The sequence below is a fragment of the Paenibacillus montaniterrae genome, assembly GCF_018403185.1.
Lineage (GTDB): Bacteria > Bacillota > Bacilli > Paenibacillales > Paenibacillaceae > Pristimantibacillus > Pristimantibacillus montaniterrae.
This window is the reverse complement of record NZ_BOSE01000003.1, coordinates 517,238-530,931: the sequence shown is the minus strand read 5'-3', so window position 1 is coordinate 530,931 and position 13,694 is coordinate 517,238. Positions and strand designations below refer to the sequence as shown.

14 protein-coding genes are annotated in these 13,694 nt (G+C 44.3%); 2 read left to right on the top strand and 12 right to left on the bottom strand.

Translation table 11 applies throughout. The annotated features are described in order from the left end of the window. Window positions 1–118 precede the first annotated feature (118 nt). Complete coding sequence (locus tag KJS52_RS11355; RefSeq protein ID WP_213515034.1) at window positions 119–295, top strand: hypothetical protein; 177 nt, start codon at window positions 119–121, stop codon at window positions 293–295. 214 nt (window positions 296–509) lie between these two features. On the opposite strand, the gene KJS52_RS11350 is transcribed toward KJS52_RS11355, so the two are convergent. The 12 genes from KJS52_RS11350 to coxB all read right to left on the bottom strand — a co-directional run bounded on the left by KJS52_RS11350 (window position 510) and on the right by coxB (window position 12,089). After that, on the bottom strand, window positions 510–992 hold the full coding sequence (locus KJS52_RS11350; RefSeq protein WP_213515032.1) for a small multi-drug export protein: 483 nt from the start codon (window positions 990–992) through the stop codon (window positions 510–512). Between the two features lie 25 nt (window positions 993–1,017). Continuing rightward, window positions 1,018–2,364 (bottom strand): ABC transporter permease, encoded by a 1,347-nt coding sequence (locus tag KJS52_RS11345; RefSeq protein WP_246563430.1) that lies wholly within the window; start codon window positions 2,362–2,364, stop codon window positions 1,018–1,020. After that, a complete protein-coding gene (locus KJS52_RS11340; RefSeq protein ID WP_213515030.1) occupies window positions 2,324–3,226 on the bottom strand; it encodes an ABC transporter ATP-binding protein in 903 nt (300 codons plus the stop codon). The genes KJS52_RS11345 and KJS52_RS11340 overlap by 41 nt, the downstream gene beginning before the upstream one ends. Before the next feature lie 18 nt (window positions 3,227–3,244). After that, the gene (locus tag KJS52_RS11335; protein WP_213515028.1) at window positions 3,245–4,150 is read right to left on the bottom strand and encodes an ABC transporter ATP-binding protein; all 906 of its coding nucleotides are present in this window, start codon (window positions 4,148–4,150) and stop codon (window positions 3,245–3,247) included. 22 nt (window positions 4,151–4,172) lie between these two features. Next, window positions 4,173–4,553 (bottom strand): GntR family transcriptional regulator, encoded by a 381-nt coding sequence (locus KJS52_RS11330; RefSeq protein WP_213515026.1) that lies wholly within the window; start codon window positions 4,551–4,553, stop codon window positions 4,173–4,175. Between the two features lie 23 nt (window positions 4,554–4,576). Further along, the gene (locus KJS52_RS11325; protein WP_213515024.1) at window positions 4,577–5,302 is read right to left on the bottom strand and encodes a hypothetical protein; all 726 of its coding nucleotides are present in this window, start codon (window positions 5,300–5,302) and stop codon (window positions 4,577–4,579) included. Window positions 5,303–5,558: 256 nt separating this feature from the next. Further along, a complete protein-coding gene (locus KJS52_RS11320) occupies window positions 5,559–6,029 on the bottom strand; it encodes a DUF420 domain-containing protein (protein WP_213515023.1) in 471 nt (156 codons plus the stop codon). A gap of 1,149 nt (window positions 6,030–7,178) precedes the next feature. Next, complete coding sequence (ctaG, locus tag KJS52_RS11315; protein ID WP_213515021.1) at window positions 7,179–8,093, bottom strand: cytochrome c oxidase assembly factor CtaG; 915 nt, start codon at window positions 8,091–8,093, stop codon at window positions 7,179–7,181. Window positions 8,094–8,189: 96 nt separating this feature from the next. Then, window positions 8,190–8,513 carry a cytochrome C oxidase subunit IV family protein gene (locus tag KJS52_RS11310; RefSeq protein WP_213515019.1) on the bottom strand — a complete coding sequence of 108 codons (324 nt, stop codon included), beginning with the start codon at window positions 8,511–8,513 and terminating at the stop codon, window positions 8,190–8,192. 4 nt (window positions 8,514–8,517) lie between these two features. Next, a complete protein-coding gene (locus KJS52_RS11305) occupies window positions 8,518–9,135 on the bottom strand; it encodes a cytochrome c oxidase subunit 3 (protein ID WP_213515017.1) in 618 nt (205 codons plus the stop codon). Then, window positions 9,132–10,961, bottom strand: a complete 1,830-nt coding sequence (gene ctaD, locus KJS52_RS11300) for a cytochrome c oxidase subunit I (RefSeq protein WP_213515189.1) — start codon at window positions 10,959–10,961, stop codon at window positions 9,132–9,134. The genes KJS52_RS11305 and ctaD overlap by 4 nt, the downstream gene beginning before the upstream one ends. A 75-nt stretch (window positions 10,962–11,036) precedes the next feature. Further along, window positions 11,037–12,089 (bottom strand): cytochrome c oxidase subunit II, encoded by a 1,053-nt coding sequence (gene coxB / locus KJS52_RS11295; RefSeq protein ID WP_213515015.1) that lies wholly within the window; start codon window positions 12,087–12,089, stop codon window positions 11,037–11,039. Between the two features lie 420 nt (window positions 12,090–12,509). Between coxB and KJS52_RS11290 the strand changes: the two genes are divergently transcribed. After that, window positions 12,510–13,220 carry a hypothetical protein gene (locus KJS52_RS11290; protein ID WP_213515013.1) on the top strand — a complete coding sequence of 237 codons (711 nt, stop codon included), beginning with the start codon at window positions 12,510–12,512 and terminating at the stop codon, window positions 13,218–13,220. The last annotated feature ends 474 nt before the right edge of the window (window positions 13,221–13,694 follow it).

Sequence of the window (13,694 nt, the reverse complement as noted above, 5' to 3'; positions counted from 1 at the left end):
GGCAGCAGGTGGTATCATAACAGGTTGTCGCAAGCGCTAATCCAGAAAGCAAGGAACGAGTTGAGATTATTCTAGACGGTGTCGAACATGTATTAAAAGAGCGTGCGAATGAAGTATTTTGAAGTATGTCGTACGTATAAAAGTGAGTCTCTTTGTAGCTGTAAAGTCGTTTATCGTAAAAGTAGAACGCAACGCTATGCCTGATGTTGAAGCTTTCAAACGTAAAATTCAACATATGATTGAAGAAGCTATCATCAAAGAAAATGTAGGTGTTGCAGCGAAAACTATCAGATGAGAATTTATAACGTATTATGGCTATGAAGCGTAAAAACGTTCCGATAACATACAATTAAGTTCGCAAAATTAAAAAGGAAAAGTCATCGACACCTCGTAGAAGAGATTACCGATGACTAATCCTCGTTTTAATGCAAACTTTGAGCAAATGCTACTGCAAATTATCCATGCTAGCAATGAATCTAGGGTTCTCTTCTGTTTCCTTGGGAGTGGAATTACTTTAGAGCATTTAATCCTAACAGCACCAGAATCCCCGTTCCAACAGCCCATACTACTATGGCAATCGTCTGCCAAATTATCACATAGCGTTTCGACGCACCCGCTGCGATACAAACTAAAGCCGCGATATGGTCTCCGATCAACAAAGGACCTAGAAGAGACACGCCGGGAACACCGTACTTTTGGAATAGCTTCTGCCCACGTTCTAGACGTTTATTGTGCTTTTCTTGTTTACGTTCAGACGGTTTTCTGCTTTGCAGCCACTGCCTAACACGATCACTAGCCAGGATAACAACCATAACCGAAATCCAGTTTCCGACGATTGCTGCTATGATCGTCATCACTGCAGGGAATCCGACCGCAATCCCTATAGGCACTGCAAAGTATCCTTCGAGAAACGGGATCATTCCTACAAGCATAACCCCAAGGAATTGTAATATCGGATTAGAGTCTTGCAACTGCTGCAAAAATTGTTCCAACTTGCCATCATCCTTTTCTAATTTGTTAAATCTTGTATGCCTTCATCGCTTTGCGCAGCTCTTTGAAGCTAGGGCGCTTGCCGTACATCAGTACGCCAGTGCGATAAATTTTAGCTGAGAATACGACTGCCAGGTAGATCGTAACAACGAGAATGCCTAGTGATACAAACACTTCCCAGGTTGGGATATTGGTCAAGCCAGCTCGCAATATCATGACGAATGGCGAGAACAATGGAATGTGGCTGCAAATTTTGACTAGCATGCTGTCTGGCGTCGCAATACTGAAGATTGCAATGTAAAATCCAGCTAGCGAGATGAATGTCATCGGCATTACTGCTGAGCCAAGGTCCTCTGTTCTGCTCACAATTGAGCCAAGTGCTGCATACAGCGTTGCGAACAAGAAGAAGCCAAACAAGAAGTAAAGAATTGCGAAAATGATCAGCATCGGATCTACTACAGATAGATCAATACTAAGTCCTTGCAGCATTTCAGCGTTATGCGGCAGGCTGATGTTGAGTAACGCAACCGCAATATACGATGCAAGCTGGATCAGTACGATCAGGAACATCCCTGTAATTTTACCGAACATGCTGGTAAGCGGCGATACGCTTGTAATCAGTACTTCCATAACACGCGAGCTTTTTTCTGCTGTTACTTCAGAAGCAATCATTTGACCAGAAATCATAACGGCCATGAACAAGAAGATAATCAGGAAGTAAATGATGCCCATATTAACGCCTTGCTCAGCTGCGGATATTGCTGAATCGCCGTCTTCACCAGACATCGATCCTTTGATTTGTACTGCTTCGACAACGATTGGCGCCTGCAGCTCATTCAATTGCTGCTCACTTAAGCCAGATTGGGCCAAAACGTTGGATTGACGAATAATGTGCAAAGCTGCTTCGATTTGGTTGGAGATTGAATCATCCAACAGCTTTTCGCTTTTTACAATGACTTCCGGGAAGCCGCTATCTGTCATTTCACCAAATTGCAGGTAGCTGTAAAGCTCGCCATTATTTAGCGCATCTCTTAATGTCTTCTCATCTGCTGCTGCATCGCCGGAGGACGGGAATGACTTCAACTGTAGTCTGCTTCCTTCAACTGCCTCGAAATATTGCTGCAATTGCTGCGCTGTCGTTGAACCAGGTGCAGCTCCGTCCTGAATATATCCAATCGTTTGGACTTTATCTGAGCCGCCGCCCTGGAACTGCATAATAATATAAGGCAAATTGACCACTACGGAAATAATAAGTAGAAAAACAATCGTAGAAATAATGAACGGCTTTGCTTTCAGCTTGTTCATTACTGTAAAGCGAACTACTGTACCAAAATTATTCATTACGCTCACCAACCGATCTAATAAAGATTTCATTTAATGTAGGCTCTTTTACTTGGAAATGCTCAATTTCAGACTGCGACAAAGCATGATTCAAAATGTGCGACGCTACTTTTTCCTCGGCAATTTCAATTTCTAGTCCATGCTCATGGCGATGAATTACTTTTACGCCGGCAAGCTGCTCAAGCCCTTTAACCTCTTGCTTCGTTTGCAGAAATACTTTTTCTTTCGGGAATTTGCTCTTGATTTCTTTTACGCCGCCTTTAATAACTTCTTTCGAGCGGTGCAAAATTGTAATGTTGCGGCAAAGCTCTTCCACATGCTCCATGCGGTGCGTTGAAAAGACGATACTCGCTCCATTATCGCGCAGCTCCTTGACCGTTGCCTTCAACAGCTCTACGTTTACCGGGTCCAGTCCGCTGAACGCCTCATCCATAATAATAAATTGCGGATTATGAATAACGGCAGAGATGAATTGGATTTTTTGCTGATTACCTTTGGACAGCTCCTCAACACGCTTGCTGTAGTTTTCAGGCACCTCGAAGCGCTCAAGCCAATATTTCAAGCTTTTATCTGCATCCTTGGCGGACATCCCTTTAAGCTGAGCCAGATAAATAAGCTGCTCGCTTACTTTAATTTTCGGATACAAGCCGCGTTCCTCTGGCAAGTAGCCAATGTTTTTTAATAGTTCATTGCTGTACGGCTTCCCGTTATAACGAATTTCACCTTGATCGGGATAAATGAGTCCCAAAATCATCCGCATTGTTGTCGTTTTGCCGGCACCATTCGCGCCGAGCAAGCCATAAATTTCACCTTTCGATACCTCAAACTGCACGCCGCTTACTGCGGTTTTGTCTGCATACTGTTTAACTACATTGTTCACTACTAATGGATTCACGACTTTCCCACCTTTTCATTATTTTGCAAATTGTCTTGCTCTTTTAACATGCTGCAATAATATTTCATCCAGCTCTAACAGCTGCTTGCTGCGTACATTGACCTGCTGTTGCTCGAGCCATTGCTCCGCTTCAAACGCCTTTGAGCTAATTACTTCATAAAATCCATTGCTAACAAGCTTATGTTCACAATATCCAGGAATAGAACGAATATCGATTGTAGAATGCGCTGGCGTCTCGATAAAATAAGTCATCCAGCTTTGCAGCAGCTCATCCTTTTCATAGGTGCCATACACTTGCCCATCAATCAGGAACACAATGTAATCTGCCAGCCGCTTTACTTCATCAACGATATGGGTCGTCATCAAAATCGTGTGATCCTCATTCTCCATATACTGGTGCAGCACTTCGATCATCGTTTTCCATGCGATCGGGTCAAGTCCCGAGGACGGCTCGTCGAGCAGCAGCAGCTTCGGATGATGTGCCATCGCTAGCGACAGGTCAAATTTACGCCGCATCCCTTTCGACATTTTCTTAAGCTGCAAATCATCTCGCGTTGCCAAATTAGATAGCAGACGCTGGTAAGTGTCGTTGTTCCAGCCGCGGAACCATTTGGCATGAAAAGCCGCCTTGTCATAGCCCTTCAAAAAGTAATCAAAGGTTGTCGCTTCCTCTGGCAAATGTCCGATGTTTTGCTTCAGCTCATCATCGTTGTCATAACCAAGTTGTTCGCCAAGCACATGGATATTGCCTTGCTGTGGCTTGATCGTATTCATAATCATTCGAAACAACGTGCTTTTGCCTGAACCATTTGGCCCTACTATCGCTGTGACGTAGCCTTTTGGAATTTCCAAATCCAGCGGACCAAATGTAAAATGGTCACGCACCAGCTTGACGCTGTTTAACGCAATCGCATGCTCTCCCATCTCAACTCCACACCCCTTGCTTTCAATATTGCTTTAGCTTTTCCTCGAGCAGCTGCTCCAGCTCCTGCTTTGAGCATTGAACGCGTTTCGCTGCTTCCATCAAATGATCAATCGCTTCAATCACAACCCCGAGTCGATGCTCTTCCCGCGATTGCTCTTCAACGTGGGAGACATAAGTTCCTGTGCCTTGCTTCGTGCGCAGCAAGCCCTCCGCTTCCAGATCGCTATATACGCGCTTAATGGTGATGACGCTACATTTCAACTGTGACGCAAGCTCTCTGATCGAAGGCAGCAATGTCCCTGCTTGTAACGTCCCACTAATGATGAGCGCTCGAAGCTGAACTTCTATCTGGTAATACAGTGGCTCCGCACTCTGTTCATTAATTCCGATCGGTAGCCGCATTCACTTATCACCTTCTTTAGTGGTTAATTCAGTATATTTCTTGTTCTTACTCTTTCATTAATGATTCTAAAAGCGAGCAGGCAGCTCGCTGCAATCAGAATAATGCTCGCTGCAGCCATTATGATCGGAGTTCGTTGTACGGCATAAAACAGACTTTCCAGTAAAAAGAACTTCCAAATTAATGTGTAGCATAGTACGATTAAAAGCTTAACAAACGGGATTATCCAGCAATAAATCATGTACTGCTTATAGGTGCAGCTCATTTCGACTACCAAATAAATGAGGTTGAATACATAAATAATTGCATATACCGTCAAACCGTGCAGCATGTAAGGAACGAGCTCAAAGCTTAAGCTATCAAGCTTCATCAGGATCCCTACAAACAGGTAGTAGGCGACTAACGATAATAAACTGAATATTGTTACGCCCGCTACTCTTGACCAAACAATTTGCTCGATCTTAATTGGTAATGAGCGCCAATAGGCTAAACGCTCGCTCAGCAAATCCTTTTTCGAGCCAAAGCCGTAAAGATGAGTAGTCGTTAGCCCCGTGATCGAAAACATAATTAAGATTAAGTAATCGATTAAAAATGTGTACGGTTCTTTGGTTGAATCCGAAACAATCGCCGCCAGCTCTCTGTAAGTAAATAACGTTAAGTATGCTACAAGCACGATCACAAACAGGTTTTTCCATCTGGCATTGCGGATATCATTCCATATCAGATAACGAATTCCTTGCCAATAGCTCATGCGCCTTCCTCCTGCCTTTTCTCCAAACACTGTGTATACTGTTTATAGTGTATATACTGTTTATATCTATATACACAGTATATACACAGCAATATGCACTGTCAACCCCCTTTTAAAAAGTTAAATTAGATTTTTTTGGTGTTGTCGAATCGAAACTCCCTTTTCTTCAGTATAAACAAAAACGCCTGGAGCGCATTCCTACCGAATGTCTCCAGGCGTATTCTATTCCTGTTCAATTAATGGTCTTCTTGTTCTATTACTGACGGAACAAAGCATCAATAAATGGCTGTGTATGCCCACCCGGGTATAGCAGGTAAAGCAGCACATAAACAGTAATCCCTGTAATCGCCGTAATAAACCAAATCACTGCAGTAACACGACCAAGCTTGCGATGCTTGTCATACTTTTTTCTGTAGCCTAAAGTAAGCGTCGTGATGCCAAAAACCGCAGCAACCGTAGCCAACACAATATGGAAGAACAGAAAAATAAGATAAAACGTCTTAAGGCCCTCTGGCCCGCCCCAGGTTGTATTGCCGACAAAAATCGTTCGCGAAGCATAAATAATAAAGAAAATAATAGCAGTGACCGCTGCCCAAAACATCGTTTTCTGATGCGCTTCACGCTTCTTATTTAAAATTTGCTTCCAGCCAATTGCAACAAGCACTGCACTTAATGCAATAAAAAATGTACTAATCGCAGGCAAAATTTCAAATTCAAGATCTCCCATGCCTGGCTTTCCCCTCTTTCGTCAAATCGAATAAAAGACTAAGCAGCGCTCCGGAGCAATGCATCCTCAACGCTACGGAGCAAAGCATCCTACAGTCGCTTTTTAAATCGTAATGCTCTCTTATTGGTTTTTTTAAGGTAGCATTACGATGTTAAAGGCGACCCTCTTCGTTTTTCGGATGCTTTGCTCCTCCGCTGTAGCTTTGTTGAGTGCAAGTCCAAGAAGCTTGGACGCTAGTAGAAAATGAGGAGCGCAGCGTAGGCACTTGCTACGTGAGCACCTCAAATGTTTCCGCAGGAAACATACATCGGAAGCATAGCTGTCGCTAGCGTTCAAGATTCGCCGTCGACTATGCTACAGCGCACTACATCGTCATCAAAGTCCAGTATTTTGAACTACCTCTTTCCAATGAGAGTTCAAAATACTGGGCTTTCAGGACCAAGAAGCTTGGACGCTAGTAGAAAATGAGGAGCGCAGCGTAGGCACTTGCTACGTGAGCACCGGAATTTTCGCTAGCGTTCAAGATTCGCCGTCGACTATGCTACAGCGCACTACATCGTCATCAAAGTCCGATTTTTAAACTTCCCCTTCCAATGAGAGTTCAAAATACTGGGCTTTCAGGACCAAGAAGATGGCACGATACTAGAAAGCGAGGAGCGCAGCGTAGGCACAAGCTACGTGAGCACCGCAGCTTTCGGTAGCGTGACATATTCGACGTCGACTACGCTACAACGCTCAGCATCGTCATCAAAGTCCAGTATTTTAAACTTCCGCTTCCAATGAGAGTTCAAAATACTGGGCTTTCAGGACCAAGAAGATGGCACGATACTAGAAAGCGAGGAGCGCTGCGTAGGCACTTGCTACGTGAGCACCGCAGCTTTCGGTAGCGTGACATATTCGCCGTCGACTACGCTACAGCGCACTACATCGTCATCAAAGTCCAGTATTTTGAACTACCGCTTTCCAATGAGAGTTCAAAATACTGGGCTTTCAGGACCAAGAAGCTTGGACGCTAGTAGAAAATGAGGAGCGCTGCGTAGGCACTTGCTACGTGAGCACCGGAATTTTCGCTAGCGTTCAAGATTCGCCGTCGAATCCACTACAACGCATAACATCGTCATCAAAGTCCAGTATTTTGAACTACCTCTACTATTTTTGTTTGATTGCTAGTGCATCTTGTAGCAGCTGCTCATCAATCGCTTCCTGTTTATGCTCGCGGGTAAACCATTCACGGAACACCATGGCAAGCAATACGCCGTAGGTAACCTCTTGGATTAGCTTCATAATGATTCCGCCTGCTTGCTGATCCTCTAGCGTCGTAAAGCTGCTGAAGAACTGAGGCCCTTCAAATTTCTTAATCAGGAAGCTGGTATCGCCTGGCACACAATAGCCCATCGCATTTACCCAAACCTGCGGATCATTGTAGACCGCATATAGCGGATCGCTGGAAAAAATAATAAGCGCACATGCTGGCGTTAGCAGCACACCGTTGGCAAATATGTAAGCCATTCGTTTTACATGCGACATTTGCTCCATGCCTTTAATAGGCGTAATAACATGCCACCACATCATAAAAGCAGCGATTAGCATCACTAAATAGTATAAACGATGAATGACAAAATTGGTCATGACGTAATCGTGAACAACTGGAATATGATAGACAGAAAACATCATGTTAAATAAAATGAGCGTAACGATGGGATGCATAAGAAATTTAAGCTTGCGCCAAAAGGATGCGGAAAATGCAAATTTCCATACATAGCCAGGCACTGAGGCAAGCACCATTGGAGGCACAATTAAATAGAGCAATGCCATATTGGTCATATGGAACGAAAACATTATATGTCCTAGCAAGCTGAGTGGACCTTCATATGCCAAATAGTAGAGGAGCGCCGCTGTAATGAAGAGCAGCTTTTTGCCAAGCGCAACTGGCGATTCCATAGGAAAATGCCGTTCACGCCATGGACCAACGACATACAGATATCCGATGATAAGCGCAATAGTGGCAAACAAAAACATCGGACTCCAAACTGCTTGAAAACTGAAATATTGCAAGCCTAACATGATGTAGCTCCTTTCTTATGCATCCATATTACAAATTTAAGTCGATATAGAAGAAGGGGAGTCACCCAGGACTCCCCAAATTTTATATAACATGAATTACCAAGTCGTCCAGAATAGCGCCATAATTACACAAGTAAAGACTACGACGACACCACTTAAAATGGCAATAATCGCGAAGGTATGACCTTTATCCTTCATATGCATCCAAAATGCCATCTGCACGAACACTTGGATAATCGCTAACACCACAAGCATGATGTAGATAAAGTCAGTGTTGATTTCGCCAGCCATTACAAGTGCGAAAGCAATAAATGTTAATAGAATGGAGAAGACAAAAGCGATAATATGCTTTTTCGAGCCTTCTGGCTTTGTCGTCTTCACATCTGAACGATGCGAAGTTTGTTCGTTAGCTGCTGCCATAATATTAACCCACCTTTCCCATCAAGTAAACGACTGTAAAGATGAATACCCATACGACGTCGATAAAGTGCCAATACATTCCGAACACATATACCTTTGGCGCAGTTGTAGTATTCAGGCCGCGCTTTTTAAGCTGCAGCAGAATCAAGATAACCCATAGCAAACCGAAAGCTACGTGCGCGCCGTGGAATCCAACCAACGTATAGAAGGAGGTTGAAAACGCACTGGCTGCAAATGTATGACCAAGGTGAACATAGTGATTGAACTCGTAAATTTCCAATCCAAGGAAGGCTGCACCAAGCAGCAAAGTTACAATCAACCAACCCATTAAGCCTTTAACATTATGCTTGTGCATCGCCTGCAATGCAAACACACTCGTTAAGCTGGAGGTCAGCAAAAGTGCAGTTGCAAGAGCGACCAATGCAAAGTCGAACAGCTCATTCGGTGTAGGACCGTCCATTACTTGGCCACGTAGTGTCAGGTATGCCGCAAACAGCGTACCGAACAATACGGTTTCGCCACCAAGGAATAACCAGAAGCCAGTAATTTTATTGCGACCCTCAAGGGTAGCACGTTCCGGCTCATGTGGCAATTGACCTTCTACATGTGAATGTGAACTCATGCCTTAACCCCCTGATCCTTAAGAATTTCTTCTTCTTCAATATGGAAGCCATGATCATCAATCCAGGAACGAAGCCCCATACAACCGAATGTAATCACCAAGCCCGCAATACCGATGACAAGGCTGACTACGCCAAATTCTCTTGCATACATAAAGCCGAATCCTGCAATAAACAGGCCAAGACCCATGAAGAATGGCAAAATACTTGGAGACGGCATATGAATTGGGCCAATTGGCTCAACAGGCGTCATCTTGGAGTTGCCTTCCATTTTCTCTAGCCACCAAGCATCGTAACCGCGTACTAGAGGTGTTTGAGCAAAGTTGTATTCTGGTGCAGGAGATGAAATCGTCCACTCCAGCGTACGACCGTCTTTCCATGGATCGTTTTCAGCCGTTTTAGGTTTGCGCATTGTAATAAGGATGTTGATAATAAACAGAATCGTACCGACACCCATTAGCAACGCACCGATTGTACTGATAAAGTTCAATGTATTGAAGCCCATGCCGTCCAGGTATTGCCAAATACGACGCGGCATACCAAGCAGACCCAGGAAGTGCTGTACAAAGAACGTTAGATGGAAGCCGATATAGAATGTCCAGAACGTCCAGTAGCCCAGCTTCTCGCTAAGCACGCGTCCGAACATTTTCGGCCACCAGTAATGCAAGCCTGCGAAAATACCAAGCACCAAACCACCAACGATTACGTAGTGGAAGTGAGCTACAACGAAGTAGGTATCATGGTACTGGTAATCGGCTGGCGCAACCGAAAGCATAACCCCGGTAACCCCACCCATAACGAAGGTTGGAATAAAGCCGACTGCAAACAGGTTGGCGACGGTAAACTTGATTGAACCGCCCCACATCGTAAACAGCCAGTTAAAGATTTTAATACCTGTCGGTACCGCGATCAGCATCGTCGCTACAGAGAATAAGGCGTTTGCAATCGGACCAAGACCTGTTGTAAACATGTGGTGAGCCCACACCATGAAGCCAAGGAAACCGATCAAAATCGTTGCAAATACCATTGAGCTGTAACCGAACAGACGCTTGCGCGAGAACGTACTTACAACCTCAGAAATAATACCGAAGGCTGGAAGAATTAGAATATAAACCTCTGGGTGACCGAAAATCCAGAAAATATGTTCCCAAAGAACAACGTTACCGCCAGCGGAAGGATCAAAGAAATTCCCGCTGAACAATCGGTCGAACATCAATGCCGCAAGACCAACAGTAAGTGCCGGGAATGCGAACAAAATTAGTGCTGATGTAATAAAGGTTGCCCATGTAAACATCGGCATACGCATAAAGGTCATGCCAGGCGCACGCATATTGATAATCGTTACAAGGAAGTTAATCCCGCCGATTAGCGTACCGATACCTGAAATCTGCAAACCAATTACATAGTAGTCTGTCCCGAAGTGCTCGGTGTATGTAGTTCCCGACAACGGAGCGTACATCGTCCAGCCCGCATCTGGTACAGAGCCTGCGATAAAGCTTATGTTCAGCAATACTCCACCGAAGAAAAATGTCCAGAAGCCCAGAGCGTTGACGAAAGGATACGCAACGTCTCGTGCTCCGATTTGCAGCGGAATAATCGCATTCATGAAACCGAACAAAATTGGCATTGCCGCCAGGAAAATCATCGTTGTACCGTGCATCGTAATCAATTCATTATAAAATTGAGCTGATACAACTTCTGATTGAGGAAACATTAGTTGCAAGCGAATCAAGATCGCTTCTAAGCCACCAATTAGGAAGAAAAATCCTCCTGCAAGCAAATACATAATACCTATTTTCTTGTGGTCTACCGTCGTAAGCCAATCCATAATTCCAGTACGACGTTTAACCGCATGCGCATGTGCATGTGCCAAGGTAGCTACCTCCTTCACTGTTGATTGAGATTATTCATAGTCAAGCGTTAACGTAGACAAGTATTCAGCAATTCCAGCAACCTCTTCATCAGTTAGTGTATATTGATCTGTCATATGGTTGCCCGGCTTCACGGCCTTAGGATCTTTAATCCATTTGTACAGGTTGTTATACACTGTGTCCTCGTGCTTGTATTCCTTCTCGCCTTCTTCGACGTTGATCAAAATACCAGCTACGCTTTCACGAGAGGCGATACCTGTCAAGTTAGGGAACGTGCTACCGCCATATTCTCCAACAGCATGACAAGTCAAGCACTGGCTTTCAAATACTTGAGCCAGCTCAGGATCACTTGGCAGCTCTACTGTATCCAGCATCGCAACTTGCCAACGATCAAATGAAGATGGTTCTACCGCTTTAACTTTGAAGTCCATCAAACCATGGGAAGGTCCGCATAGCTCCGCACATTTACCTTGATATACACCCGCTTTTGGTGCTTCAAAGTACATTCTGTTAACGTTGCCGTCAGGATTTGTATCAATTTTACCTGCTAGTGACGGAATCCAGAAAGAGTGAAGCACGTCTGCAGTTTTCGCTTCAATCGAAATCACTCGATCAGTCGGGATGACAAGCTCTTGTGCAGTTTTAATACCTAGCTCAGGGTATTCAAACTCCCACCAGTATTGATGAGCTGTAACGATAACCTGCAATGCATTCGGATCCTCTGAATAGTCCTTGGATAGAGAAAACACCGTTTTCAATGTAGGAATAGCTAGAATAACTAGTAAGATAATAGGAATTACTGTCCAGATCACCTCTAGCTTATGGCTTCCCTCTACTTGTTTAGGGATTTTTTCATCCCCTTTGCGTCTGCGGAATTTGATCAATACGTAGATTGAAATCGCAAACACAACCACAACAACTATGGACATGATCAAGATCGAAATTTTCATCAAGCCAAGTTGTTCTTGCGCAACAGGACCTTGAGGATTAAGCGCTGACAAATCTTCTCTTCCACAAGCTGACAGCACGAGCACCAGAAGGGCCATTAAAGGCGCAAGGCGTTTCACAAATTGCCACCGTTTCATTAATAATCAACCCCACTTTTGACGTTTTCACAGCAGTCCTCTATGTGGCCAACAGCCTGCTGCGTGTAACAAAGATGATTTTACAAATCCTGCATCAAATCACTTTATTAAATATAAAGTTGTGGCAACCTTTTGTCAATGTTCCACAGGAAGTTCACAAATTGTTCTCAAAGCTGTCAAAATCAAATGTAACCTGTCGCCTTTGAACATTCTTGGCGTTTCATGCAATCGTTTTTCGCAATGTTCTGCCCTATATAGCATTGCCAAATAAGGCAGCAGCTTATGTATCGTTTTACCATGCATATTTTAGCCACAAAAATCAGAGGATGAATAGTAAACAACGAGCCAAGCTTCAGCTTAGCTTACCGTTGTCAAGCAGTAATAATGGATTATACACAACATGGTTTAGGGGTGTTCGCAATGAAGAAAATTAAAGCGATATTGCTCATTATCGTCATAGCTGCTCTCGCCTCTGGCTGCAGCCAAGGAATTAAATACGAGATGTCACGTTATACCAAGCCGCTTCGCGGTTCCGATTACGGCAGCCTAAAGGCAAAAAAGCATGAGCAACAGCAGCAGCAACAGCTTAACGCGCTTGGGGTAAATGAGAAGCCAGACAAGCTGCCGCATGAAATCAAATCAGCCAGCTACAGCAGCGAGTTGTCCAATCACGTCAGCTCCGTTCGTGGCGTGGCGGATGCACGAGTATTTACGGCTGACCAGCATGCCTATGTCGCATTGGTCCTTGACAATTCAGGTCAAGGGATGCTCAAGTCCAAGCCAAGTGGAGAACGCGAGGCGGGCACCAATCAAATCCCATATACGGCTGAAAACTCGATTCACAACAACCCGTTTCGATTTTTCTTAACAGTCAACGATACGTCGCAGCTGTCCGATCGTTTTGTAAGAACCGTAACCGAATCGGTCAAAACGTTGCAGCCTTCCATTAAAGAAGTGCATATATCGGCGAACAAGGAATTTATGTACTACATGGACGAATTCGCCCAGGTTGCTTGGGGCGGCGAGTCGCTTGAGCCGTATCTTGATCAGTTCAACATCCTGATCAATCACCAATTCTTCAACGGCAAAATCATGCCCAACTCATTGAAATATTATCGCAATCAGCAATGATTGCGATAATATTTCTTCTATTTAATATAGTGCACGATATCGTGCACGAAGAAAACATACCCCCAAAGCATAAAAATCGCCGTCGACTAAGCTACAAAAAAGCAGTATCTTCATCGAAACCCAGCTTTTTGACCACCTCATTCAATGAAGTCAAAAATCAGGGCTTTCAGGACCAAGAAGATAGCATGAAGCTAGGGAATGAGGAGCGCAGCGTACGGTTTTGGTACGTGAGCACCGCAGGCTCCCGATGAATGCTATATTCGCCGTCGAATACGCTCCAGAGAAGTAACATCGTCATCAAAGTCCTGCTTTTTGACCACCGCTTTCCAATGAAGTCAAAAAGCAGGGCTTTCAGGACCAAGAAGCTTGGACGCTAGTAGAAAACGAGGAGCGCAGCGTAGGCAAAAAGCTACGTGAGCACCGCAGTTTGCGCTAGCGTTCAAGATTCGCCGTCGAATACGCTCCAGAGAAGTA